Source organism: Burkholderia sp. 4NA327C6 (genome assembly GCF_005502655.1).
GTDB classification, from domain to species: domain Bacteria; phylum Pseudomonadota; class Gammaproteobacteria; order Burkholderiales; family Burkholderiaceae; genus Burkholderia; species Burkholderia contaminans.
Genome location: NZ_SCNZ01000006.1, coordinates 87,899 through 111,252 on the forward strand (window position 1 = coordinate 87,899; position 23,354 = coordinate 111,252).

The following is a 23,354-nucleotide window of genomic DNA, read 5'->3' on the forward strand; positions in this document are numbered from 1 at the left end:
CGGCCTGCGCCGCCGGGTTGAATGGACGGGCAGGGGCTCAGGTACGGGCCGAATCACGCTGGCGGTAGCGGTCGAGCGCGACGGCGCCGATGATCACGAGCCCCTTGATGATGTACTGCCAGATGTCGGACACGCCGAGCAGCACGAGCCCGTTGGTCAGTACCGCGATGATCAGCGCACCGATCAGCGTGCCGACGATCGACCCGACGCCGCCGACGAAGCTCGTGCCGCCGAGGATCACCGCGGCGATCGCGTCGAGTTCGTACGACTGGCCGAGCTGCAGGCCGTTGGCCGCATAGAGCCGCGCGGCCGACATCACCGCGCCGAGGCCGGCGAGCAGCCCCGACGCCGCGTACACGAACAGCTGGATCGCCCGCACGTTGATGCCCGACAGGCGGGCGGCTTCCGGATTGCCGCCGACCGAATAGATGCGCATCCCGAGCACCGTGCGGCGCAGGATGAACCACGAGATCGCGATCACCGCGCACGCGATCACGACGAGCCACGGCACGCCGAGGATCGTGCCGTTGCCGATGAACGCGAACGGCAGTTGCGGATTGAACACGGTCGTGTCGTTCCCGATCAGGCGTGCGACGCCGCGCACGGCCGTCATCGCGCCGAGCGTGACGATGAACGGCGGCAGGCGCAGGAACGAGATCAGGCCGCCGTTGATCGCGCCGAACACGAGGCCGACGAGGAGCGCGAACGGCACGCCGAGCCAGCCCCAGCCGGGGATGGTCGACGCGAGCAGTGCCGCGACGGCCGCGGCGGCGAGCACCGAGCCGACCGACAGATCGATGCCGCCCGTCAGGATCACGAAGGTCATGCCGGCGGCGAGCACGATGTTGATCGACGCCTGCTGCGTGACGATCGACAGGTTCTGCAGCGTGAAGAAGCCGTCGGTCAGAAAGCCGAAGCCGATGCACAGAACCAGCAGCACCGGCAGCATGCCGGCGGTGCGGATCAGCGACTGCATGCGGGCGCGTTGATCGGCGCCGCGCAATAGCGGCGTACGGGTGGCCACCGGCTGGGCCGTCGCGGAAGCGAGGTTCCGCTGCTTGGTCGGGTTGATCATTTCGGTAACCTGAGTGTAAGAAGGAAATGAAAAAGGGCGCGGCTCAGTGCGCGTCGGCGAGCTCGGCTTGCGAGCCGGTGGCGAGCGCGATGATGGCTTCCTGCGTGATGGGAGTGGGCGTATATCCGCCGAGCTCTCCGGCGATTTCCCCTTCGCGCATCACGAGCACGCGGTCCGCGACACCGATGATCTCCGGCAGTTCGCTCGAGATCACGATGACACCCACGCCGGCCCGGGCCAGTTCGTTGATGATCCGGTAGATCTCGGATTTCGCGCCGATGTCGACGCCGCGCGTCGGTTCGTCGAGGATCAGCACGCGCGGCTTCGTCTCGAGCAGGCGCGACAGCAGCACTTTCTGCTGGTTGCCGCCCGACAGCGCGCCGACGTTGACGTTCGCGTTCGGCACGCGGATCGACAGCGACGCAATCGCGTCCTGCGCGCGTTCGGCGCCGCGCGCGAGATCGAGTGCACCGAGCCGCGCGTCTCGGTTACAGACCGAGATGTTGATGTTGTCGCGCACGCTCATGTCGAGGAACAGGCCCTGGCGCTTGCGGTCTTCGGTCAGGTAGACGAGGCCCGCGTCGATTGCGTCGCGCGGCGAGTGTGCGCCGAACGTGCGTTCGCCCACCTTCACGTCGCCGCGCACTCGTGGTTCGGCGCCGAAGATCAGCCGCGCGAGTTCGGTGCGGCCTGCACCGACGAGCCCCGCGATGCCGAGCACTTCGCCGGCGTGCAGGTCGAGGCTGCAGCCGCGCACGCGCGCGCCGTCGGCGATGTCGCGCACCGACAGCAGCAGGTGGCCGGGGTCGTACGGTGCATGTTCCTTCTTGTAGAAGCCGGAGATGTCGCGCCCGACCATCATCGCGACGAGGCGCTCGGCCGACAGCGATGCGCGTTCGAGCGTGCCGACGTACGTGCCGTCGCGCAGCACCGACACCCGGTCGGACAGCTCGTAGATTTCCGCCATCCGGTGGCTGATGTAGATGATCGCGAGACCTTCCTCGCGCAACTGGCGGATCAGGCGGAACAGGTGCTCGGTTTCGCGCGACGACAGCGGCGTGGTCGGCTCGTCCATCACGAGGATGCGTGCGCGGGTGTGCACGGCACGCGCGATCTCGACGAGTTGCTGCTCCGCGATCGACAGCGTACCGACGAGTGTGTCGGGGCCGAACGATGCACCGAGGCGCGCGAGCACGTCCTCGCAGCCGCGCGCCATCGCCGCGCGGTCGATCGTGCCCCAGCGCCGGTTGCCGCGCCGCAGTTCGCGGCCGATGTAGATGTTTTCCGCGACGCTCAGGTTCGGCGACAGGCACAGTTCCTGGTAGATCACCGCGACGCCCGCATCGCGCGCGGCAAGCGGGCCGTCGATGTCGATGCGGGCGCCGTCGATCAGGATCTCGCCGCCGGCGTCGGCGCGGTATGCGCCCGACAGGATTTTCATCAGCGTCGATTTGCCGGCGCCGTTTTCGCCCATCAGCGAGTGGATCTCGCCGGGATAGACGGTCAGGCTGACGTTGTCGAGCGCGCGCACGGCCGGGAACGTCTTGCTGATCCCGCGCATCTCGAGCAACGGGCGGGGCGACTCAGATCGCGACATGGTTGACCTCCTGCGAGTCGGTGCGGGCGCCCTTGAGGATGCCGGCCCGCGGGGAGAAGTTGAAGAACATCGGCAGCGTGGCCGCACCGATCGCACCGGCATCGGCGCCGAACGTGCCGCGTACGAGCACCGGCGTGCCGCGCGCTTCGGGCGCGGTGGCCACGAGCGCCGCGCGCAGGCGCGTCGTGACCGCGTCGAGCAGGCCCGCGTCGGTATCGGCGTCGAGCACGACCACCGGCGCATCGACCACGCACAGCACCGCGCGCAATGCCGGCGCCAGCGCGTCGACGCAATCGTCGATCCATTCGTCGACGGCGGGCAGGCCGCGAGCGATGCACGCTTCGAGATCGGCCCGGTTGTCGACCGTCTCGCCGTGATGGCGCAGATGGCGTACGAGCGCATGCAGCGATGCACGCGCGAGCAGGATGTCCCACGGGCCGCGCGGCGGCGGCGCGGAGGCCAGCCGGCTCGGCGGCACGGGGATGACCGCGATGTCGCCCGCATTGCCGGTCACGCCGCGCAGGCAATCGCCGTCGATCGCGATGCCGCCGCCGATCGCCGGCCCGATGAACAGGTAGACGAAGTCGTCGCACTGCCGGCCGTATCCGTAGAACAGTTCGGCGATCGCGGCCGCGTTGCCATCGTTTTCGCCGAATACCGGAAGCGACAGCGTGCGGCCGAGGTCGGCCGCGAAATCGACGTCCTCCCACGCGCGGAACGTGTCGGGTGCGAGGCCGAGCTCGCGCATCCACGCGCCGAGGTTGTAAGGCTGGGCGACGCCGACGCCGGTCAGGCGGGCGCGCTCGTGGTCGGGGAGCAGCGCCTGCATCGCGTCGATGTCGTGGCGGACGATTTCGAGCACGTCGGCGGGCGGCGGCAGCAGCGTGTCGTGCGAGCGGCGGCCGAGCACGTCGCCGGCGAAGTTGACGAGTGCCGTTTCGATGCGCATGCGGTCCAGATGGACGCCGATGCCGAACGCGCCGCTCGGGTCGAGGCGGATCAGTGACGCCGGCTGGCCGCGCTGGCCTTCGGTGCGGCCCGCGAATTCGATCAGCTTCGCATCGGCGAGCGAATCGATGATGCTGCCGACCGCCGTGCCCGTCATGTTCGCGAGGCGCGCGAGGTCGGCCTTCGACGCGCTGCCCACGCGGCGCAGCGTCTTCAGCAGCAGGCGCTCGTTGTAACGGCGCACGTTGGCCGAGTTGCTTCCCTGGCCGAAGTGCGGGCTTCTCATGGCGTCTCCTTCCATGGTGCGCCATTCGGTGGCGCATTAAATAAATCACGTTGATTTATTTAACCGCGTGAGCGGCGCCCTGTCAGCCTAGGGAAATCCCGGTTGAGGGTGACGAGGACTTGGTGTCGCCAGGAGAATCGGGGGCCAATCGCGAACACGCTGAAATCGGGAAATTTGGAATTCGTCTGATGGACCGGGATGCGCATACGCGTCACGATTGCCCGCGGGATTGCACGTGTCGGCGTAGCCCGCACGAGGTGAAGCCCGACGGTGCTCCTTCGCACGGCACGGAATCGCTCATTGGACATCCGGCATGGCGCAATCGGTCTGGCGCCGTGTCTTCTTTCGGGAGAAATGTATGCAACGCACGACGCGGCCTTCGGTGTCGCTGCTCGACCCATATACCGGCAGCGAGCCGCTGCCGCTTTACACGACGACCGTGGTCGTCACCGGCGGCGAATCGGCGCACGGCCGATCGTCCGGGCATGCGCGCTCGGCAACCGGCGAACTTGATCTGCCGTTGCGCTTGCCGGTGGAACTGGGTGGCGCGGGTGGTGGAACGAATCCGGAGCAGTTGTTTGCCGCCGGGTTCGCGGCGTGTTTTCACGGTGCGCTGACGCTGGTTGCGATGAGGCGCCGGGTTCGCTTGCCGACGGACCTGGCGATCTCGGCGAGCGCGACGTTTCAGCGCGATCCGTCGGATGGCCTGTTTGCGCTCGAACTGGAGGTCGAGGTCCGCATGCCGGGTGTCGATCTCGATGACGTGCGCATATTGGTCGCGGAAACCGAAGCGGTATGTCCGTACGCGAAGATGGCAAGAGATGGCATTCGGCACTCGGTGCGCGTGATGGGAGCAGGGTGAGTTGCGCTTCCGGAACCGGAAATGAAAAAAGGCCGGCTAGAAGCCGACCTTTTTATAAAACAGATGGTGCCCAGGAGAGGACTCGAACCTCCACGATGTTGCCACCGCTAGGACCTGAACCTAGTGCGTCTACCAATTCCGCCACCTGGGCACGTTTCGCTTGCTGCAGTGCGAAGACCGCTATTGTAGCGTGTCGGCGGAGTCTGTCAACACAATTTCATCCGAAGTGATAAAAATATTCGCCCCTCGCGTGGCAGGCCCTCACGCGCCGACCGGCTCCGCGCGCCTTGCCGTGAAATTCCAGCGCTGAGCCTGTCCCGTATCGACGCGAGCGGGCAGCAGTCCGGCCGCGAGGAAGGTGTCGGCGATCTTCTGTTGTTCGCCGAAGTTTTGCGCGACCACGGCGCGGACGAGATAGCTGCGTCGCGCATTCGCGCGTGCGATCGTTGCCGCGTCGAGTCCCCAGATGGGCGCGAGCGTGTTCGCGGCTTCCTGCGGGTGGTCGCGCAGCCACGTGCCGGCTTGAGACAACTGGTCGAACAGGATCTGAACGACGTCGGGTCGCGCGACGGCGAAGCTGCTCGAGGCGAGGTAGTAGCGCTGGTACGACGCGAGTCCGTCGCCGTCGGCCAGAATTCGCACGTCGGGATTCCGGTCGACCGATGCGACATAGGGATCCCACGTGATCCATGTGTCCACGCTGCCGCGCTCGAATGCAGCACGGCCGTCCGCCGGCGTCAGGTAATGGATCGCCACATCGGCGGGCGTGAGCTTCGCGCGTGCGAGTGCGGCAAGCAGCAGGTAGTGGCTGCCAGCCGCCTTCGTGACCGCGATGCGCTTGCCTTTGAGGTCGGCGAGCGTGCGCAGCGCGCTGTCCTGCTTCACGACGATCGCCTGCGCTTTCGGCGAAGGAGCTTCCTGCGCGACGTACACGAAACGCGCATGCGCGGCCTGCGCGAAGACCGGAACCGTGTCGGCCACGTCGGCGCTGAAATCGACGGCACCCACGTTGAGCGCTTCGGTCAGAGGCAATCCGCTCGCGAATTCATGCCACGACACGCGCAGGCCGAGCGGTGTCAGCGCCTGCTCGAGCGTGCCGCGCGTCTTCAGTAGCGTGATGAGCGTCGACGACTTCTGGTAACCGATGCGCAGCGTGGCTGGCGCGTTCTCCGCGTGTGCCCGTACGCCCGCGACAGAGAGGCCTGCGGCCAGTATCGCGCGCGCGAACGCGCGGCGGTTCATCGACGTCATGAGTGGTGCTCCTCGTTGGATGCGTTGAAAGCAAGGCGGCTAACGTAGCAACGGGGAGGGCGATTGATAAACGATTAATTCTGCTATCGATCGGAATGGCCGACATAAGGGCCGACGGCCGGCGCCGCGATGTGCGGCGCTGAAAATATGTGCGGCGCTGAAAATGAAAAAGGCCGGCTAGAAGCCGACCTTTTTATAAAACAGATGGTGCCCAGGAGAGGACTCGAACCTCCACGATGTTGCCACCGCTAGGACCTGAACCTAGTGCGTCTACCAATTCCGCCACCTGGGCACGTTTTGCAGTAGCTGCTTGCTGCAAAGAAGCGAAATTATAGCGCCCCAATTATTCGTGTCAACACTTTTTTGCGATGCATCGCAAACCGGGCTTCGCCGCGCCTGCTGGCGGCATTCCGGTCTTTTGGTGACACAGGCGGGTGATAGAATGACCCGCCGCCGTCAATATAGAACTGTCTGACGGACACCTCTATGTTGATGCCGTGCACCATCAATCAACGCAACGAGAACAACCATCGACAAACCCTTGAGCAAATATCCGTACCCCATTCCGAGCCGTGAAGAAATTCTCGGCGTGCTGCGTACGAGCGACGCGCCGCTGGCCGCCAACGACATCGCAGAAGCACTGTCGATCAAGCGTCAGGAGCGCGAGGGGTTCTTCCGGCGTGTCGCCGCGATGGAACGCGACGGCCAGATCCGCCTCGACAAGCGCGGCCATTACCAGTTGACCCATCCGTCGAACTTCGTCGCCGGGCGCGTGCAGGGCCATCGCGACGGCTACGGGTTCGTGATTCGCGACGACGGCCAGGACGACCTGTTTTTGCCGAACGGCGAAATGCAGAAGGTGATGCACAACGATCGCGTGCTCGCACGGATCGTCGGCTACGATCGCCGCGGCCGTCCGGAAGGGCATGTCGTCGAAGTCACCGAGCGTGCGAACAAGCGCGTGATCGGCCGCCTGCTCAACGAGAACGGCGCGCTGATCGTCGCACCGGAAGACAAGCGCATCGGCCACGACATCCTGATCACGCAGAACGTGAAGAAGGCGAAGGTCGGGCAGGTCGTCGTCGTCGAGCTGACCGATTTCCCGAGTCGCCATTCGCAGCCGCTCGGCCGTGTCGTCGAGGTGCTCGGCGACATCGACGATCCGGGCATGGAAATCGAAATCGCGGTGCGCAAGTACGGCGTGCCGCACGAGTTCAGCCAGCCGGCGCTCGACGAAGCCGCCGCGCTGCCCGACAAGGTGCGGCCGACCGACCTGCGTTTCCGCGTCGACCTGCGCGACGTGCCGCTCGTGACGATCGACGGCGAGGATGCCCGCGACTTCGACGACGCCGTCTACTGCGAGCCGGTCAAGGTCGGCCGCGGCGACGGCTACCGCCTGATCGTCGCGATCGCCGACGTGTCGCACTACGTACAGCCGGGCAGCGGGCTCGATGCCGACGCGCTCGAGCGCAGCACGTCGGTCTACTTCCCGCGCCGCGTGATTCCGATGCTGCCGGAGAAGCTGTCGAACGGCCTCTGCTCGTTGAATCCGCAGGTCGACCGCTGCGTGCTCGCATGCGACATGGTGATTACCGCGCGCGGCGAAATCAAGGCGTACCAGTTCTATCCGGCGGTCATCCATTCGGCAGCGCGCCTGACGTACACCGAAGTCGCCGCCGTATTGTCGAACACGAAGGGGCCGGAGGCTGCGCGCCGCGCGGACCTGCTGCCGCACCTGCAGGATCTGTACGGCGTCTACAAGTCGCTGTTCGCCGCACGGCAGAAGCGTGGCGCGATCGACTTCGACACGACCGAGACCTACATCGTCTGCAACTCGCAGGGCAAGATCGAGCAGATCGTGCCGCGTCAGCGTAACGATGCGCACAAGCTGATCGAGGAATGCATGCTGGCCGCGAACGTCTGCGCGGCCGATTTCCTGAAGCGCAACAAGCATCCGGGCCTGTACCGCGTGCACGCGGGGCCGACGCCGGAGAAGCTCGAGAACCTGCGTGCGTTCCTGCGCGGCATGGGCCTGTCGCTCGGCGGCGGCGACAAGCCGCATGCGAGCGACTACGCGGCGCTGATGGCGCAGATCCGCGACCGGCCCGATGCGCAGATGCTGCAGCCGATGCTGCTGCGCTCGATGCAGCAGGCCGTCTACAGCCCGGACAACATTGGTCACTTCGGCCTCGCCTACGAGGCATACGCGCACTTCACGAGCCCGATCCGCCGTTATCCGGACTTGCTCACGCACCGCGCGATCTACGCGATCCTGTCCGGCAAGAAATACGTGCCGAAGGCGCCGGAAGGCTTCGAGCTGAACACCGCGCTGTCGCCGCGCGCCCGCGCGATGCAGCAGGCCGACGACGAATCCCGCGGCCGCTCGCGCTCGAACACGGCGATCTGGGAAGAACTCGGCCTGCACTGCTCGGCGAACGAGCGCCGCGCGGATGAAGCTTCGCGTGACGTCGAGGCCTGGCTCAAGTGCTACTTCATGCGAGACAAGCTCGGCGAGGAGTACGGCGGGATGGTGAACGGCGTCACGTCGTTCGGCATCTTCGTGCAGCTCGACACGCTCTTCATCGAAGGGCTCGTGCACGTCACGGAACTCGGCTCGGACTACTTCCAGTACGACGAGATCAAGAACGAGCTGCGCGGTGAGCGCACGGGCATCCGCTATCGCCTGTCGGATCGCGTGCGCGTGCAGGTGAGCCGCGTCGATCTCGATGCACGCAAGATCGACTTCCGCCTCGTGCGCGATACGCCGGTGAAGGCGCCGCGTCCGTCGCCCGCGCCGGCTTCCGCCGGCGGCGGTGTCGATCGCGGCAACGGCCCGCGTGTACGCACGCTGCCGCAGGTGGAGGAGCCGGCGCCGCGCCGCAAGAAGGCTGCGAGTGCGCCGAGTGTCGCGGTGAAGGAAGTGCGCGCCGCGCGTAAGAAGGGTGGCAGCGGTGGCGGTGCGGCGGCGAAGCCGACCGCGAAGAAGACACGCGCCCGCAAGAAGTATTGAGCGTTCGGGGTGGCGCCAGCGCCCGCCCCGCAGTATCGAGAGACGCCGCGTGACCGGTCATCCGCCGGCAACGCGGCGCTTTCCTTTTCCATGGATCGCGGCTGCGCGCGTCGCGCGGCCGCACGTTTGATCGAAGGTTGTTCCAGTCATGTCACGTCTGAAGGTTCTTTACGGTTTTCATGCGGTGACCGCACGTTTGCGGCACGATGCATCGACGGTTGCGGAGGTGCTGTACGACCAGACGCGCCGCGACCGCCGCATGCAGGACTTCCTGCACACCGCGAAGGAAGCGGGCGTGCGGCTGATCGCGGCCGATGAAACGCGCCTGTGGGGCCTCGCGCATACCGAGCGTCACCAGGGCGTCGTGGCGCGTGTCGAGGACATCCCGCTCGCGCAGAACCTGTCCGAGCTGCTCGACGGCATCCAGGGCCCCGCGCTGCTGCTGGTGCTCGACGGTGTCACCGATCCGCACAACCTCGGCGCGTGCCTGCGTGTCGCCGATTCGGCCGGCGCGCACGCGGTGATCGCGCCGCGCGACCGTGCGGTCGGCCTGAACGCCACTGCGGCCAAGGTGGCGAGCGGCGCGGCGGATACGGTGCCGTACATCACAGTGACGAACCTCGCCCGTGCGCTGCGCGAGCTGAAGGACGCCGGCGTGTGGATCATCGGCACGTCGGACGAGGCATCGGCGACGCTCTACGAAACGAAGCTCGACGGCCCCGTCGCGCTCGTGATGGGCGCGGAAGGCGAAGGCATGCGCCGGCTGACGCGCGACACCTGCGACGAAGTGATGAGCATTCCGATGGCCGGCAGCGTGGAAAGCCTGAACGTGTCGGTCGCAAGCGGCGTGTGCCTGTACGAAGCCGTGCGCCAGCGGCGCGTGAAGGGCTGACGCAGCCCGTCCCGCGCGCCCTGCGCGGGCCTTGAATGACCCGAACGACGCGTGCCGCGATCCGATGCGGCACGCGGCTCTCCGGAGCTCGCGACCGATGACCCTGTTACGCATTGGTGTATCCTGCGCCGCGCTGTGCCTGGTGGCGGCCTGTACGTCGCCGTCGCTCGTCGAACGCGGTACCTACTATGCCGACACGAGCCTGCACGCGCGCGGCGCCGATGCGCGGGTCCGCTTTCTCGTGATGCATTACACCGAAAGCGACGAGGCGAAATCGCTGCGCACGCTGACGGGCGATGCGGTCAGCGTGCATTACGTCATCCCGCCGCAGCCGCGCATCGAGCGCGGGATGCCGGTGGTCTACCAGCTCGTTCCGGAATCGAATCGCGCATGGCACGCGGGCGTCAGCGCGTGGCAGGGCACGACCGAGCTGAATGCGGTGTCGATCGGCATCGAGAACGTGAACCGCGGGCCGCTCGATCCGCAAAACCGCACCTGGCAGCCCTATCCGCCCGAACAGGTCGCGGCGCTGACCCGGCTGTCGAAGGATATCGTCGCGCGCTACGGGATTCCGCCGACGCGCGTGGTCGGGCACAGCGACATCGCGCCGCAACGCAAGATCGATCCGGGGCCGCTGTTTCCGTGGCATGCGCTGGCCGAGGCCGGCGTCGGCGCGTGGCCGGACGAGGCGACCGTGACTGCGCGGCTCGGCGGTCGTGATCCGCATGCGCCGGTCGACGTGCGCGAACTGCAGCTCAAGCTCGCGCGCTACGGCTACGACGTGGCCACCGATGGCGTGCTCGACGCACGCACGCGACGCGTGTTCGCGGCGTTCCAGATGCATTTCAGGCCGTCCGACTATGCGGGCAACCCGGATGCCGAAACCGATGCGATTGCGCAGGCATTGCTCGACAAGTACTTCGCCGGCACGCAACCGGCGGACAACGCGTCCGCAGCGGGCGCGCCCTGAATCCGCGGTGCCCGGCACGCCGAAATGAGCGGGCCGTCATCCGAGTCCGGTAAACTGGCGGTTTTCCGCAATTCCGCAGCATTACCACTCCATGACTCAAGACGAACTCAAACGCCTCGTCGGCCAGGCCGCCGCTGATTACGTGATCCAGAACGTGCCGGAAGGCGCCGTGATCGGTGTCGGCACCGGCTCGACCGCCAACTGCTTCATCGACGCGCTCGCCGTCGTCAAGGCGCGCTATCGCGGCGCCGTGTCGAGCTCCATCGCCACGACCGAACGCCTGAAGTCGCACGGCATCAAGGTGTTCGACCTGAACGAGGTCGACTCGCTGCAGGTGTACGTCGACGGCGCCGACGAGATCGACGCGAGCGGCGCGATGATCAAGGGCGGCGGCGGCGCGCTGACGCGCGAGAAGATCGTCGCGTCGGTGGCCGATACGTTCGTCTGCATCGCGGACGCCAGCAAGCGCGTGCCGGTGCTCGGCGCGTTCCCGCTGCCGATCGAAGTCGTGCCGATGGCGCGCACGGCGATCGGCCGGCGCGTGACCGCGCTCGGCGGCGTGCCGGTGCTGCGCGTGACGAAGGACGGTGCACCGTACATCACGGACAACGGCAACGAGATCATCGACGTAAAGGGCCTGCAGATCGCCGATCCGCGCGGTTTCGAAGCGCAGGTGAACGCATGGCCGGGCGTCGTGACGGTCGGCCTGTTCGCCGAGCGCGGTGCGAATCTGTGCTTGCTTGGCACGGAAAACGGCGTTGAAACGATCGTATATTCGGCTAATTGAAAGATAAGACAAGCAGTCCGTAATGAAATGCCGCACGTCGTAATGGACTGAATGTTTAAATCTTGTGGAAATCGGGGCCCGGTAGGCGCAATGCGCTTCCCGGGCCTTATTTTTAGCCGTATAAATCACCCCGTCAAAAAGAGGGATAACCCTGTCAGGTGTTTACCAGATAGCGAAATATCCTCGAACTCATCAACTTATAGATCATAAGAACAGTCGTAACCAGGGCCGGCGGAACTGCGGAGCAGGTGTTCGCAAATCGACGCACGGGGAGGTGTCATGGAGCAGGGCAAAGACCGGTCACTGGTCGCCAAAGTGATGGATGGGCTTGTCTCGGGTATCGTCGAGGATAAGTACGGCGGCATCTTGCCGCCGCAGGACGTGCTGTCGAAAGAGTTCGATGTGAGTCGCACCGTGATGCGGGAAGCGCTATCGATGTTGCTTGCACGCGACATGCTCGACGTGCGTCCGAAAGTCGGCACGCGGGTGCGGCCGATGCGCGACTGGCGGATGATCGACGAAGACGTGGTGAGCTGGCGATTCCGGGCGAAACCCGATCCGCAGTTCATGCGCGACGTCATCGAATTCCGGATGCTGATCGAACCGCGTGCGACCGCGCAGGCGGCGGTGCGTGCGACGGCTGCCGACATCGCGGGCATCCGCGAAGCGTTCGATGCGTTCAAGGTGCTGCAGCCGGGCGACGCCGGCTACGACACGGCGGACGAGTTGCTGCATACGCGGATCGTGCAGGCGAGCGGCAACCAGTTCTTCCAGCAGATGGCGGCGATCGTGCGCGGTGCGGTGCGTCTCGTGAATCCGCGTGTCGTGCAGAAGGAAGGTGCACACGACATCGTCGTGAAGGCGCATGCACGTGTGGTCGACGCGATCGAGCGTCGCGATCCGCGCGAAGCCGAAGCCGCTTCGCTCGCGCTGATCGATTTCAGCGCCGACGAGATCTCGCGCGATTTCTCCGTCGACGTGCCCATGCGCGCCTGACGCTGCGCGAGTCGCTCATCCGTGTGCCGCCGGGCCGTTTATCATGACGGCCGGCCGGCAGCGTGCCGGCTACCGTCATACGACCGACACGGACGATCAGGATGAACGACAACGACCAACGCACGGTGCGCTTCGGCATCATTGGCGCAGGCAGCATCGCGCGCCGTTTCGCACAAAGCCTCGCGCATGTGCCGGGCGCCACGCTCGCCGGTGCCTGGGCCCGCCGCGCCGATGCCGCGGCAGACTTTTGCGAAGCGTACGGCGGTACGCCTGCCGCAAGCCTCGACGCACTCCTCGCGAGCGATATCGACGCGATCTACATCGCGACGCTCCATGACAGTCACGCGCAGTACACGCTGGCCGCGCTTGCTGCCGGCAAGGCCGTGCTGTGCGAAAAGCCCGCGACGCTGAACACGGCGCAACTCGACACCGTGCTGCGTGCGGCACGCGACGCCGGGCGGCTTTTCATGGAGGCGATGAAGCCGCCGTTCTTCCCGCTGTACCGTCAGTTGCGCGCGCATCTGCATGACGATCCGATCGGCGAGATCCGGCTCGTGCGGGCAGGGTGCGCGTCGTCGTCGGTACCGGACGACCATTCCGTCTATCGCCTCGATCGCGCGGGCGGCGCTCTGCTCGATATCGGGATCTACGAGGCGTTTCTCGCGGTCGACTGGCTCGGCGCGGCGCTCGACGTGCAGACGCTCGGCCGAGTCGGGGCAACGGGTGTCGACCTGTTCGCGAGCCTGAACAGCGTGCACGCGAACGGCGGGATCGCGCAGATTTTTTGCGGGCTCGACGTGATGGGCCGCGGCGACGCGTTGATCGCCGCGCCCGGCGGCCACGTGACGATTCACGAGAAGTGGTGGAACCCGGCGCGCGCGACGATCCGGTATGCGGATGGGCGCACCGTCGAACTCGACGCACCGGTCGACGGCGGCGGGCTGAACTACGAGACCGCTCACTTCTGCGACCTGCTGCGCTCGGGCAAGACCGAAAGCCCGATCATGACGCACGACCATTCGCGGCAGATGATCGCGATGACCGATGCCGCGCGAGCGGCGCTCGGCGTGCGTTATTCGGGCGAGTAAGCGGGAGGGCGGGAGCCGGACACGCGCGAGCGGCCCCGCGGACGGGTGCGCTCAGTGCCGCGTGGGCAGCGACAGGCGTTTTTCGTACCAGCGCTGCACCCATTCGAGGACCTGGCACAGGATCCAGTACACGGCGGCGGCGGCCAGGTAGAGCGGCAGCGGCTGATAGGTCGCCGCGATCACTTCCTGCGCGCTGCGCAGCAGTTCGGTCACGGTGATCACGGACACGAGCGACGTGTCCTTGATCAGGCTGATCAGGCTGTTCGACAGGCTGGGCACCGCGATGCGCAGCGCCTGCGGGCCGATCACGTAGCGCAGCGTCTGCCCCCACGACAGCCCGAGGCTGTACGCGGCGAGCCACTGGCCGCGCGCGATCCCGTTGATCGCGCCGCGCATGCTTTCCGACATGTAAGCCGCGACGTTCGCAGACAGCGCGATGACGCCGGCGGGCGTCGGATCGAGCGAGATGCCGAGGCTCGGCAGCCCGTAGTAGATGACGAAGATCTGCACGAGCAGCGGCGTGCCGCGCATCAGGCTCACGTACGCGCGTGCCAGCCACGCGAGCGCGTTGACCCAGATGCGTTCGAAGCCGTCGAGCGCTTCGCTTTGCCGGATGCCCATCATCGCGAGCACGACGGCGCCAAGCAGGCCGAACACCATCGACAGCACGGCGAACTTGACGGTCAGTACGGCACCCTGGGCGAGCACCGGCAGCGATTGGACGAGCAGGGACGTTGTCGACATGGAATACGAAGCGAATGCGTGCGCGAAAGCGCAATCATAAACCGGACCGATAAAACAAAGGGCGGCATCGTTACGGATGCCGCCCTTTCCGGCCCGCCGTCAGGCGGGAAATGCAGGCGTGCTTACTTGATCGGCTTCGTCACGTCGATGCCGAACCACTTGTCGGAGATCTTCGTGAAGGTGCCGTCGGCCTCGAGTTGCGCCATCGCATCGTCGATCGCTTTCTGGAACTTCGGGTTGCCCTTCTTGAACGGGATGCCCGACGGGTTCGCCGAACCGACGTTCGCGCCCGGGCGCAGCGGCAGTTGCGAGTGCTTCGTCAGGTACGCGAGCATCAGGCGGTCGTTGAGCGCCGCGTCGAGACGGCCGGCCGCGAGATCGCGCAGGTACTCGGGCGCGCCCGGGTACGTCTTCACGTCGATGCCCGGCACCGACTTCGCCATGTCCATGTAGTTCGTGCCGAGCGCGACGCCGAGCTTCTTGCCTTTCAGGTCTTCAAGCGACTTGAAGTCACGCGTGTCATCCTTGCGCTGGATCAGTTGCGCGGACGAGTACGTGTACGCCGGCGAGAAGTCGAGCGTTTCCTTGCGCTTGTCGGTGATGCCGACCTGGTTGGCGATCACGTCGAACTTGCCGGCCTGCAGGCCCGCGATGATGCCGCTCCATTCGGTCGTCACGAATTCGGCCTTCACGCCGAGCTTCGCGGCCACGGCCTTCGCGATGTCGACGTCGAAGCCGACGAGTTCGCCTTGCGGGTTCTTCGAGTTGAACGGCGGGAACGTGCCTTCGAGGCCGACTCGCAGCGTGCCGCGTTGTTTCACCTGGTCGAGGAGGTCGGCCGCATGCGCGGTGGCGGCGGCGAACGACGTGCCGATCAGGCCGGCAACCAGCAGCTTCTTCAACAGCGCAATCTTCATCGTGTGTTTCCTTGCCCTGTCCGGGTCATTGATTCTGATAACGGGCCGATGATAGCAAAAATGCAATCGACCACTAAATATCGTTTGTTTATGCCTATATTACGCGGTGCGGTCGCGGGCGACGGCCTTCACGCATTCTGCGACGAGCGCGGGGCCGCGGTAGATGAACCCCGTGTAGAGCTGCACCAGCGCCGCGCCGGCCGCGAGCTTCGCCCGGGCATCCTCGCCCGAGAAAATGCCGCCGACGCCGATGATCGGCACTTCGCTGCCGACTTCGGCGTGCAGCTTGCGGATCACTTCGTTCGACGCATCGAACACGGGGCGGCCGGAGAGGCCGCCGGCTTCGTCGGCATGCGGCAGTCCCTGGACGGCCGCGCGCGACAGCGTCGTGTTGGTGGCAATGACCGCCTCGATCTTGTGGCGCAGCAGCGTGTCGCCGATTTCCTTGACCTGTTCGTCGTCGAGATCGGGTGCGATTTTCAGCGCGAGCGGCACGAGCTTGCCGTGCAGGTCGGCGAGGCGTTGCTGCTTGTCCTTCAGCGCCGCGAGCAGCGCGTCGAGCTCGCCCGCACCCTGCAGCTGGCGCAGGTTCTTCGTGTTCGGCGACGAGATGTTGATCGTCACGTAGCTCGCGAACGGGTACACGCGTTCGAGGCAGTACAGGTAATCCTCGGCGGCGCGCTCGATCGGCGTATCGGCGTTCTTGCCGATATTCAGGCCGAGGATGCCGCGATAGCGGGCAGCCTGGACGTTCTTCACGAACTGGTCGACGCCGTGGTTGTTGAAGCCCATCCGGTTGATCAGTGCTTCGGCCTGCGGCAGGCGGAACATGCGCGGGCGCGGGTTGCCGGGCTGCGGGCGCGGCGTGACCGTACCGACCTCGATGAAGCCGAAGCCGAGCGCCGCAAGGCCGTCGATGGCCGCGCCGTCCTTGTCGAGGCCGGCCGCGAGGCCGACCGGGTTGCGGAACGTGAGCCCCATCACGGTGCGCGGTGCGTCGGGCACGCGGGCCGACAGCGCGCAGGCAAGGCCCGTGCGGCCGGCCGCGCCGAGCGCGCGCAGCGTGAGGTGGTGAGCGTCTTCCGCATCCATCTTGAACAGGGATGCGCGGGCCAGCGGATAGAGGGAACTGAACACGGGAATAGGGCGGACAGCCGGAATGAATGACAACCCGCTATTTTACCGGGAGTTGGGCGGCAGGGGCGCGCTTCGCTTCGTCACCCCCGCGGCGTGCGTCAGCCCGAGCCGGAATGCCCGCCCGGCAACGGCGCACGGGCTAGCGCCGCGTCGACGGGCGGCAGGTCGATCCGTTCCGGATCGAGTATCTTCCAGCGGCCGTCGATCAGCCCTTCGAGCGGGTGGAAGTTCGCCTTGTAGGCCATCTTCGGGCTCTCGCGGATCCAGTAGCCGAGGTACACGTAGGGCAGGCCGAGGCTTTTCGCCTGCTCGATCTGCCAAAGGATGTTGTAGGTGCCGTAGCTTGTGTGCTGGTCGTCGGGCTCGAAGAACGTATAGACGGACGACAGCCCGTCGCCGAGGATGTCGATCATGCTGACCATGCGCAGCTTCCCGGGCTCGCCGCCCGGGGCGTCGAGGTCGCGGAATTCGACGAGGCGCGAGTTGATCCGGCTCTGCAGCAGGAATTGCTCGTACTGGTCGCGGCTGTCGCGATCCATGCCGCCGCCCGCGTGGCGCGCGGACTGGTAGCGCATGTAGAGCGCGTAGTGCTCTTCGTCGTAGTGCAGCGGCGAAACCGTCGCGACGAGCGAGCGGTGCCGCTTCCACATCCGGCGCTGCGTGCGCGACGGCGCGAATGCGTCGACGGGGACGCGCACCGGCACGCAGGCTCGGCAGCCGTCGCAGTACGGGCGATACGTGAAGACGCCCGAGCGCCGGAAGCCGGCCTTCACGAGCTCGGTGTAGATGTCGGAGTTGATCAGGTGGCTCGGCGTCGCGACTTGCGAGCGCGCGACGCGGCCGTCCAGATAGCTGCACGGATAGGGCGCCGTTGCATAGAATTGCAGCGCCGAAAGCGGTGAAAGCGGCAGCTCAGTCGGGTGAGTCATGGGCAGCTCTCGTTGCAGGGAGGGAGTGCCGCGCTAGCGCTCGATTCCGGAGGGGGCCGCCGTTCCGGCGCGGCCCGTCAGCGCGGCGAGCACGCGCTTGTCGAACTGCCACGGAATCGGCGGTTCGGCTACCGCGCTGCGCACGTGAGCGACAAAGGCCTTGCGTGCGATCTCGCGGCCGCCGAGCGACGCTAGATGCGACGTATTCTGCTGGCAGTCTATCATTTCCAGCCCCTGCTCGCGAAGGTGCGCGACGAGCGTGGCCAGCGCGATTTTCGACGCATCGGTCGCGTCCGCATACATCGATTCGCCGAAAAACATCCGCCCGAACGACACGCCGTACAGGCCGCCGACGCGCCGCCCGTCGTGCCACGTCTCGATGCTGTGCGCGTTGCCGGAGCGGTAGAGCGACGTGTACGCGTCGATGATTTCGGCCGTGATCCACGTGCCGCGCTGCCCGCGCCGCGGCGCCTGCGCGCACGCGCGCATGACACCCGGAAAGTCGTGGTCGACGCGCACTTCCCATTCGGGCTCGCGCAGCACGCGCTTCAGCGTCTTGCGCAGCGAAGGCGATACCTTGAATTCGGCCGGCACGAGGATCATGCGCGGGTCGGGGCTCCACCACAGCACGGGCTGGCCGTCCGAATACCACGGGAAGATGCCGCGCAGGTACGCGTCGATGAGGCGCGAGGGCAGCAGGTCGGCACTCGCGGCGAGCAGCCCCGGCGCGCCGGTCGCGGGACCGAGCGCGCGCTCGATGGGCGGAAACGGATCGTCCGGGCCGAGCCAGGGGACCATGGGGCGGGGGCTCAGCCGTTGCGCAGCGAGCGGAAGATATCGCCGGTGTGCACGCCGTAGTCGCCCGCGGCGCGATCGGCGAAGAAGAATCGCAGGGTCTGGCTGACGGTCGGGAACGCGATTTCGTCCCACGGGATGTCGGCTTCGTCGAACAGCTTCACTTCGAGGCTTTCCTCGCCGGCCTCGAACGCCGGATCGGTGAGCCGCGCGAGGTAGAACAGGTGGACCTGGTGCACGTGCGGCACGTTGAGCAGCGTGAACAGGTTCTGCACCTCGACGCGCGCGCCGGCTTCCTCGAGCGTCTCGCGTGCGGCGGCTTCAGCCGTCGTCTCGCCCATTTCCATGAAGCCGGCGGGCAGCGTCCAGAACCCGTAGCGCGGTTCGATCGCGCGGCGGCACAGCAGGATCTGGTCGCCCCAGACCGGGACCGTGCCGACGACGTTGCGCGGATTCTGGTAGTGGATCGTGCCGCAGTGATCGCAGACGAAGCGCTCGCGGTTGTCGCCCTGAGGAATGCGCGCGATGACTTCGTGACCGCAGACGGAGCAGAATTTCATGTCGAGTGGAAGGGACGAGGTGATGCGAGTGTATCACCGGGGCGCGGCATTCTTGAACGCCTGCGCGTGCAGGCCGCGTGTCGCGCGAAGCAGGGAGGGGTGTGCGGCGGAAAAACAAAAAGCCCGGCGCTGGGCCGGGCTTTTTGCATCATTCTGGACGTTGGTTGCGGGGGTAGGATTTGAACCTACGACCTTCGGGTTATGAGCCCGACGAGCTGCCAGACTGCTCCACCCCGCGTCCGTCGAAGAAATGAATTATAAGGAGTAACCCGAATGCGTGCAAGCGTTTTCTGACAATTTCTTGTCGCTGCTTGTGGGGCCGGTACGGCAGGTGCGTGCGCTAGAATCGAGCGGTTTTTTTCGTTTCTTCGCCAGCGGGGCCGTGCGGGATCGCTTCGGCGCTGTTGCCGCTCTCATTACTGTATCGACGGATTCATGGACATCGCTCACGATCTGCAATCGATCGGCGCGCAGGAACAGGCGCTTGTATTTCCCCATTTCGACCCGGCCCGTGCGTGGGCACTCGGGAACCGGATGCACGCGCTCGCGACGTCGCGCGGCCATGCGATCGCGATCGACATCGTCACGTTCGGCCAGCCGCTGTTCTATGCGGCGCTTGCTGGCGCCACGCCCGACAATGCCGACTGGGTACGCCGCAAGCGCAACGTCGTCGCGCATTTCCGCCGCAGCTCGTACGCCATCGGCCTGCGCATGCAGCAGGCCGGCGCGACGCTCGCCGACAAGCACGGGCTGCCGATCGCCGAATATTCGCCGCACGGCGGCTCGTTTCCGCTGACCGTCGCCGGTGCCGGCGTGATCGGCTCGATCACTGCGTCGGGGCTGCCGCAGCGCGCGGACCACGAATTCGTCGTCGAGGCGCTGTGTGCCGAGCTCGGCCACGACTACGCCGTGCTGGCCCTCGCCAGGAGCTGAGCGATGCAACTGCCCGGTTACGCATGGCTCGCGATCGCGATCGTCGCGGAAGTGATCGGCACGTCGGCGCTGCGCGCGGCGGACGGTTTCACGCGCCTCTGGCCGTCGTTGCTGGTCGTCGCCGGCTACGGTATCGCGTTCTACTGCCTGTCGATCACGTTGCGCACGATGCCCGTCGGCATCATCTATGCAGTCTGGTCGGGCGCCGGCATCGTGCTGATCACGCTCGTTGCGATGCTGCTCTATCGCCAGGTGCCGGACCTGCCGGCCGTGATCGGCCTTGGCCTGATCATCGCCGGCGTCGTGGTGTTGAACCTGTTCTCGAAGATGCAGGCGCACTGAGCGTGCGACTGCCATTTGCCGGATGACCCTCATGACCGAATCGACTTCCGCGGCCGTTTCCGCCGAATCCACTCAGCCCGACGTGCGCGCGACTGTCGCGAACCGCATCGGCTTTCTCGAACTGAACCGGCCGAAGGCGCTGAACGCGCTGTCGGTCGGCATGATCCGGCTGATGCAGCAGGCGCTCGACGCGTGGCGCGACGATCCCGAAGTCGTCGCGATCGTCGTGCACAGCCCGCATCCGCGCGCATTCTGCGCGGGCGGCGATGTGCGTTTCTTCCACGAAGCGTGGCAGCGCGGCGACCGCGATGCGGTCGACACGTTCTTCGTCGAGGAATACACGCTCAACCACACGATCTTCACGTATCCGAAGCCCTATATCGCGCTGATGCACGGTGTCGTGATGGGGGGCGGCATGGGAATTTCGCAGGCGGCGCGGCACACGGGCGGCCTGCGTGTCGTGACCGACTCGACGAAGATGGCGATGCCGGAAACGCGTATCGGCCTGTTCCCGGACGTCGGGATGAGCTGGTTCCTCGCGCGCACGCCCGGCGCGATCGGCCGCTATCTCGCCGTGACCGGCGCGACGCTCGACGCGGCCGGCGCGCTGTACGCGCAGCTCGCCGACGTCTATCTGCCTGATGCCGCGCTGCCGGCGCTGCTCGACACGCTGCGTACCGCGCACATCGACAGCGGCGAGCAGGCGGTCGCGTGCGTGGCCGATGCGGCGGCCGCACACAAGGTCGTGCCGACGCCTGACACGTCGGCGCTGGCCGACGCGCGTGCAGGGATCGACCGGCATTTCGCACACCCGGACATCGGCGCGATCCTCGCGTCGCTCGACGCCGAGCCGGATTGCGCGGCCGTCGACGGATGGGTCGAGAAGACGACCCATGCGATGCGTGAACAACTGTCGCCGCTGTCGATGGCCGTATCGCTGGAAGTCGTCGAACGTGCACGTGGCGCAACGATGGCCGATTGCCTGCGGCGCGATCTCGATCTCACGCGCTCGACGTTCGCGCGCGGCGACGTGATCGAAGGCGTGCGCGCGCTGATCGTCGACAAGGACCACCAGCCGGCCTGGCGCTTCAAGTCGTCCGCCGATATCGACCGCGCGGACGTGCTCGCGATGTTCGACAGCCCGTGGACGCCGGACACGCATCCGCTGCGGAAACTGCAGGACTGACGTCAGTCGGACTGACCGAAGCGCGCGCTGGAAACGAAAAGGCCGCCTGCATGTGCAGGCGGCCTTTTTCATGGGTGTCGACCGGTTCGTGGTCGAAGGGCGTAGCGCTTGTCTACGCGTTATTCGTCGCCTGCGTTGTCCGACATGAACGCGCGCATGACCACGAGTGCGCCGAAGCCCCATACCGCGTTTGCCGCGAAGCCGGCCGCGAGCACGGGCATCATGTTGCCCGTCGGCCAGATGCCGCGCAGCGGATCGATCGCGAACACGCGGGCGGCCGTCAGCACGATGCCGCCAAATACCAGCGCGCCGATCCACGAGGCCTCGCGTTCCGGCGACACGCGCAGCAGCCACGCCATCGGGATCGCGCAGCACGCGCTGATCAGCGCATTCGCGACAAATTCAGGAATGCCGAGCGGCGCGAACGGCTGCGTGGAGAAGCCGGTTGCGGCGATCAGGTCGGCCGTATGAAGGAGTGCGAGCGTGGCTTCGCGGAAGAACAGGGCGGCCAGGAAGCCGGACAGGAATGGCAGGATGACTTTCTGCATCGATGAGTGCACCGCAGGCGCGCACGGCCGAGGCCGCGCGCGCGGAGTTATTCGGATAGGTGCGCCATTATAGGGCCCGCCCGCCGCGATATTCGCTCCAGCGTCGTGCTAATCACGAAAGCGGAAAACCTAAGCTAAAAAAAATCGTTCCAAAGCCCTGCACCGATCCCTAGACTGATTTCCCAGAAACAGCCGTGCAATCGCGTCCTCGCCCGCTGCACGGCCTGACCGGCGAACCATCCCGATTCGAACGCACACCATGCATGCGCCGCGCATCCGCGACGCGAGCAGGGCGATGTTTTTTCCAAATTCCGGCAAGGACAGTCAAGCAGGAGCAGCAGATGAATGTGTTCTGGTTTATCCCCACGCATGGCGATAGCCGCTATCTCGGTACGGCCGAAGGTGCGCGCGCCGCGGATTACGACTACTTCAAGCAGGTCGCAGTGGCCGCCGACACGCTCGGCTACGAGGGCGTGCTGCTGCCGACCGGTCGTTCCTGCGAGGATGCGTGGGTCGTTGCGTCGAGCCTCATCCCGGCGACGCAGCGCCTGAAATTCCTGGTCGCGATCCGTCCCGGCATCGCATCGCCGGGGCTGTCGGCGCGGATGGCCGCGACGTTCGACCGCCTGTCGGGCGGCCGCCTGCTGATCAACGTCGTGACGGGCGGCGATGCCGCCGAGCTCGAAGGCGACGGCCTGTTCGCGGATCACGACACGCGTTATGAAATCACCGACGACTTCCTGAACATCTGGCGCGGGCTGCTGTCCGCGTCGCACGACAATGGCGGTTTCGACTACATCGGCAAGCATCTGCAGTCGAAGGGCGGCAAGGCACTGTATCCGCCCGTGCAGCGTCCGCATCCGCCGCTGTGGTTCGGCGGCTCGTCACCGGCTGCGCACGAGATCGCGGCCGACCACATCGACACCTACTTGACCTGGGGCGAACCGCCCGAGGCCGTCGCGAAGAAGATCGCCGATATTCGCGCACGTGCCGCGGCGCGCGGCCGCAAGATCAAGTTCGGCATTCGTCTGCACGTGATCGTGCGCGAGACCGAGGACGAAGCATGGCGCGACGCCGAGCGCCTGATCAGCCGCCTCGACGACGAAACCATCGCACGTGCGCAGAAGGCGTTCGCGAACATGGATTCCGAGGGCCAGCGCCGGATGGCCGCGCTGCACGGCGGCAAGCGTGGGGGCCGCGAGGCGCTCGAGGTGTACCCGAACCTGTGGGCCGGCGTCGGCCTCGTGCGCGGCGGCGCGGGCACCGCACTCGTCGGCAATCCGGAGCAGGTCGCCGAGCGCATGCGCGAATACGCGGATCTCGGCATCGAGACCTTCATCCTGTCCGGCTATCCGCACCTGGAGGAGTCGTATCGTTTCGCGGAACTCGTATTCCCGCTGATCAAGGGCACCGGCGCGACGAAGGCCACCGGCCCGCTGTCGGGCCCGTTCGGCGAGATCGTCGGCAACAGCTATCTGCCGAAAGCGGCCCAGAGCTGAGC

General features: G+C 66.3%; 22 protein-coding genes and 3 tRNA genes. 11 read left to right on the forward strand and 14 right to left on the reverse strand.

Annotated elements, in window-relative coordinates; genetic code table 11:
* Positions 1-37: 37 nt before the first annotated feature.
* The 3 genes from FFS49_RS08225 to FFS49_RS08235 are packed head-to-tail and all read right to left on the reverse strand — an operon-like array spanning position 38 to position 3,906.
* Positions 38-1,075, reverse strand: coding sequence for a ribose ABC transporter permease (locus FFS49_RS08225; protein WP_039358899.1), 1,038 nt, complete (start codon positions 1,073-1,075; stop codon positions 38-40).
* 43 nt (positions 1,076-1,118) lie between these two features.
* Entirely contained in the window at positions 1,119-2,672 is a 1,554-nt protein-coding gene (locus tag FFS49_RS08230; RefSeq protein ID WP_039358896.1) for a sugar ABC transporter ATP-binding protein, read from the reverse strand.
* The gene (locus FFS49_RS08235) at positions 2,659-3,906 is read right to left on the reverse strand and encodes an ROK family protein (protein ID WP_105816339.1); all 1,248 of its coding nucleotides are present in this window, start codon (positions 3,904-3,906) and stop codon (positions 2,659-2,661) included. The genes FFS49_RS08230 and FFS49_RS08235 overlap by 14 nt, the downstream gene beginning before the upstream one ends.
* A gap of 358 nt (positions 3,907-4,264) precedes the next feature.
* Between FFS49_RS08235 and FFS49_RS08240 the strand changes: the two genes are divergently transcribed.
* The gene (locus tag FFS49_RS08240; RefSeq protein WP_071334394.1) at positions 4,265-4,768 is read left to right on the forward strand and encodes an Ohr family peroxiredoxin; all 504 of its coding nucleotides are present in this window, start codon (positions 4,265-4,267) and stop codon (positions 4,766-4,768) included.
* A 64-nt stretch (positions 4,769-4,832) separates the two neighbouring features.
* Here FFS49_RS08240 and FFS49_RS08245 read toward each other — a convergent pair.
* From FFS49_RS08245 to FFS49_RS08255, 3 genes are all read right to left on the reverse strand, one after another.
* Positions 4,833-4,919: transfer RNA gene (locus FFS49_RS08245), tRNA-Leu, on the reverse strand.
* 110 nt (positions 4,920-5,029) lie between these two features.
* Positions 5,030-6,019 carry an aliphatic sulfonate ABC transporter substrate-binding protein gene (locus FFS49_RS08250; protein WP_071334395.1) on the reverse strand — a complete coding sequence of 330 codons (990 nt, stop codon included), beginning with the start codon at positions 6,017-6,019 and terminating at the stop codon, positions 5,030-5,032.
* Between the two features lie 205 nt (positions 6,020-6,224).
* Positions 6,225-6,311: transfer RNA gene (locus FFS49_RS08255), tRNA-Leu, on the reverse strand.
* A gap of 249 nt (positions 6,312-6,560) precedes the next feature.
* On the opposite strand from FFS49_RS08255, the gene rnr reads away from it, so the two are divergent.
* From rnr to FFS49_RS08285, 6 genes are all read left to right on the forward strand, one after another.
* Positions 6,561-9,029 carry a ribonuclease R gene (rnr, locus tag FFS49_RS08260; RefSeq protein WP_039358866.1) on the forward strand — a complete coding sequence of 823 codons (2,469 nt, stop codon included), beginning with the start codon at positions 6,561-6,563 and terminating at the stop codon, positions 9,027-9,029.
* A gap of 148 nt (positions 9,030-9,177) precedes the next feature.
* On the forward strand, positions 9,178-9,921 hold the full coding sequence (gene rlmB, locus FFS49_RS08265; RefSeq protein WP_039358863.1) for a 23S rRNA (guanosine(2251)-2'-O)-methyltransferase RlmB: 744 nt from the start codon (positions 9,178-9,180) through the stop codon (positions 9,919-9,921).
* Positions 9,922-10,018: 97 nt separating this feature from the next.
* Positions 10,019-10,891, forward strand: coding sequence for an N-acetylmuramoyl-L-alanine amidase (locus tag FFS49_RS08270; protein WP_105816340.1), 873 nt, complete (start codon positions 10,019-10,021; stop codon positions 10,889-10,891).
* Positions 10,892-10,982: 91 nt separating this feature from the next.
* Positions 10,983-11,678 (forward strand): ribose-5-phosphate isomerase RpiA, encoded by a 696-nt coding sequence (gene rpiA / locus FFS49_RS08275; RefSeq protein ID WP_105816341.1) that lies wholly within the window; start codon positions 10,983-10,985, stop codon positions 11,676-11,678.
* Between the two features lie 279 nt (positions 11,679-11,957).
* Complete coding sequence (locus FFS49_RS08280; protein WP_039358856.1) at positions 11,958-12,674, forward strand: FCD domain-containing protein; 717 nt, start codon at positions 11,958-11,960, stop codon at positions 12,672-12,674.
* Positions 12,675-12,775: 101 nt separating this feature from the next.
* Positions 12,776-13,762, forward strand: a complete 987-nt coding sequence (locus tag FFS49_RS08285; protein ID WP_105816342.1) for a Gfo/Idh/MocA family oxidoreductase — start codon at positions 12,776-12,778, stop codon at positions 13,760-13,762.
* A gap of 51 nt (positions 13,763-13,813) precedes the next feature.
* Here FFS49_RS08285 and FFS49_RS08290 read toward each other — a convergent pair whose 3' ends face one another.
* The 7 genes from FFS49_RS08290 to FFS49_RS08320 all read right to left on the reverse strand — a co-directional run bounded on the left by FFS49_RS08290 (position 13,814) and on the right by FFS49_RS08320 (position 19,082).
* Entirely contained in the window at positions 13,814-14,506 is a 693-nt protein-coding gene (locus tag FFS49_RS08290) for an amino acid ABC transporter permease (protein WP_039358850.1), read from the reverse strand.
* A gap of 122 nt (positions 14,507-14,628) precedes the next feature.
* On the reverse strand, positions 14,629-15,423 hold the full coding sequence (locus tag FFS49_RS08295) for a cystine ABC transporter substrate-binding protein (RefSeq protein WP_105816343.1): 795 nt from the start codon (positions 15,421-15,423) through the stop codon (positions 14,629-14,631).
* A 99-nt stretch (positions 15,424-15,522) separates the two neighbouring features.
* Complete coding sequence (locus FFS49_RS08300; RefSeq protein WP_039358844.1) at positions 15,523-16,560, reverse strand: quinone-dependent dihydroorotate dehydrogenase; 1,038 nt, start codon at positions 16,558-16,560, stop codon at positions 15,523-15,525.
* A 98-nt stretch (positions 16,561-16,658) separates the two neighbouring features.
* Entirely contained in the window at positions 16,659-17,489 is an 831-nt protein-coding gene (locus FFS49_RS08305) for an arginyltransferase (protein ID WP_039358841.1), read from the reverse strand.
* 33 nt (positions 17,490-17,522) lie between these two features.
* Entirely contained in the window at positions 17,523-18,287 is a 765-nt protein-coding gene (gene aat / locus FFS49_RS08310; protein WP_046545543.1) for a leucyl/phenylalanyl-tRNA--protein transferase, read from the reverse strand.
* Positions 18,288-18,298: 11 nt separating this feature from the next.
* Positions 18,299-18,844 carry an NUDIX hydrolase gene (locus FFS49_RS08315; RefSeq protein WP_071334400.1) on the reverse strand — a complete coding sequence of 182 codons (546 nt, stop codon included), beginning with the start codon at positions 18,842-18,844 and terminating at the stop codon, positions 18,299-18,301.
* Between the two features lie 161 nt (positions 18,845-19,005).
* A tRNA-Met gene (locus FFS49_RS08320) sits at positions 19,006-19,082 on the reverse strand.
* A 197-nt stretch (positions 19,083-19,279) separates the two neighbouring features.
* Here FFS49_RS08320 and FFS49_RS08325 point away from each other — a divergent pair.
* From FFS49_RS08325 to FFS49_RS08335, 3 genes are read left to right on the forward strand one after another with little or no spacing between them, the layout of a single operon-like run.
* Complete coding sequence (locus tag FFS49_RS08325; RefSeq protein WP_011351856.1) at positions 19,280-19,777, forward strand: heme-degrading domain-containing protein; 498 nt, start codon at positions 19,280-19,282, stop codon at positions 19,775-19,777.
* A gap of 3 nt (positions 19,778-19,780) precedes the next feature.
* Positions 19,781-20,119, forward strand: a complete 339-nt coding sequence (locus FFS49_RS08330; protein WP_039358831.1) for a multidrug efflux SMR transporter — start codon at positions 19,781-19,783, stop codon at positions 20,117-20,119.
* A 31-nt stretch (positions 20,120-20,150) separates the two neighbouring features.
* Positions 20,151-21,305 carry an enoyl-CoA hydratase/isomerase family protein gene (locus FFS49_RS08335; protein ID WP_105816344.1) on the forward strand — a complete coding sequence of 385 codons (1,155 nt, stop codon included), beginning with the start codon at positions 20,151-20,153 and terminating at the stop codon, positions 21,303-21,305.
* 119 nt (positions 21,306-21,424) lie between these two features.
* Here the strand turns inward: FFS49_RS08335 and FFS49_RS08340 are convergent, their stop codons facing one another.
* Complete coding sequence (locus FFS49_RS08340) at positions 21,425-21,853, reverse strand: hypothetical protein (RefSeq protein ID WP_105816345.1); 429 nt, start codon at positions 21,851-21,853, stop codon at positions 21,425-21,427.
* A gap of 341 nt (positions 21,854-22,194) precedes the next feature.
* On the opposite strand from FFS49_RS08340, the gene ssuD reads away from it, so the two are divergent.
* A complete protein-coding gene (ssuD, locus tag FFS49_RS08345; RefSeq protein ID WP_105816346.1) occupies positions 22,195-23,352 on the forward strand; it encodes an FMNH2-dependent alkanesulfonate monooxygenase in 1,158 nt (385 codons plus the stop codon).
* Positions 23,353-23,354 lie beyond the last annotated feature (2 nt).

What these genes read in the sequence shown, in the direction of transcription:
- FFS49_RS08225 (WP_039358899.1), bottom strand. Translation starts at nt 1,075, where the DNA reads ATGATCAACCCGACCAAGCAGCGGAACCTCGCTTCCGCGACGGCCCAG.
- FFS49_RS08230 (WP_039358896.1), bottom strand. Translation starts at nt 2,672, where the DNA reads ATGTCGCGATCTGAGTCGCCCCGCCCGTTGCTCGAGATGCGCGGGATC.
- FFS49_RS08235 (WP_105816339.1), bottom strand. Translation starts at nt 3,906, where the DNA reads ATGAGAAGCCCGCACTTCGGCCAGGGAAGCAACTCGGCCAACGTGCGC.
- FFS49_RS08240 (WP_071334394.1), top strand. Translation starts at nt 4,265, where the DNA reads ATGCAACGCACGACGCGGCCTTCGGTGTCGCTGCTCGACCCATATACC.
- FFS49_RS08250 (WP_071334395.1), bottom strand. Translation starts at nt 6,019, where the DNA reads ATGACGTCGATGAACCGCCGCGCGTTCGCGCGCGCGATACTGGCCGCA.
- rlmB (WP_039358863.1), top strand. Translation starts at nt 9,178, where the DNA reads ATGTCACGTCTGAAGGTTCTTTACGGTTTTCATGCGGTGACCGCACGT.
- FFS49_RS08270 (WP_105816340.1), top strand. Translation starts at nt 10,019, where the DNA reads ATGACCCTGTTACGCATTGGTGTATCCTGCGCCGCGCTGTGCCTGGTG.
- rpiA (WP_105816341.1), top strand. Translation starts at nt 10,983, where the DNA reads ATGACTCAAGACGAACTCAAACGCCTCGTCGGCCAGGCCGCCGCTGAT.
- FFS49_RS08280 (WP_039358856.1), top strand. Translation starts at nt 11,958, where the DNA reads ATGGAGCAGGGCAAAGACCGGTCACTGGTCGCCAAAGTGATGGATGGG.
- FFS49_RS08285 (WP_105816342.1), top strand. Translation starts at nt 12,776, where the DNA reads ATGAACGACAACGACCAACGCACGGTGCGCTTCGGCATCATTGGCGCA.
- FFS49_RS08290 (WP_039358850.1), bottom strand. Translation starts at nt 14,506, where the DNA reads ATGTCGACAACGTCCCTGCTCGTCCAATCGCTGCCGGTGCTCGCCCAG.
- FFS49_RS08295 (WP_105816343.1), bottom strand. Translation starts at nt 15,423, where the DNA reads ATGAAGATTGCGCTGTTGAAGAAGCTGCTGGTTGCCGGCCTGATCGGC.
- FFS49_RS08305 (WP_039358841.1), bottom strand. Translation starts at nt 17,489, where the DNA reads ATGACTCACCCGACTGAGCTGCCGCTTTCACCGCTTTCGGCGCTGCAA.
- aat (WP_046545543.1), bottom strand. Translation starts at nt 18,287, where the DNA reads ATGGTCCCCTGGCTCGGCCCGGACGATCCGTTTCCGCCCATCGAGCGC.
- FFS49_RS08315 (WP_071334400.1), bottom strand. Translation starts at nt 18,844, where the DNA reads ATGAAATTCTGCTCCGTCTGCGGTCACGAAGTCATCGCGCGCATTCCT.
- FFS49_RS08325 (WP_011351856.1), top strand. Translation starts at nt 19,280, where the DNA reads ATGGACATCGCTCACGATCTGCAATCGATCGGCGCGCAGGAACAGGCG.
- FFS49_RS08330 (WP_039358831.1), top strand. Translation starts at nt 19,781, where the DNA reads ATGCAACTGCCCGGTTACGCATGGCTCGCGATCGCGATCGTCGCGGAA.
- FFS49_RS08335 (WP_105816344.1), top strand. Translation starts at nt 20,151, where the DNA reads ATGACCGAATCGACTTCCGCGGCCGTTTCCGCCGAATCCACTCAGCCC.
- FFS49_RS08340 (WP_105816345.1), bottom strand. Translation starts at nt 21,853, where the DNA reads ATGCAGAAAGTCATCCTGCCATTCCTGTCCGGCTTCCTGGCCGCCCTG.
- ssuD (WP_105816346.1), top strand. Translation starts at nt 22,195, where the DNA reads ATGAATGTGTTCTGGTTTATCCCCACGCATGGCGATAGCCGCTATCTC.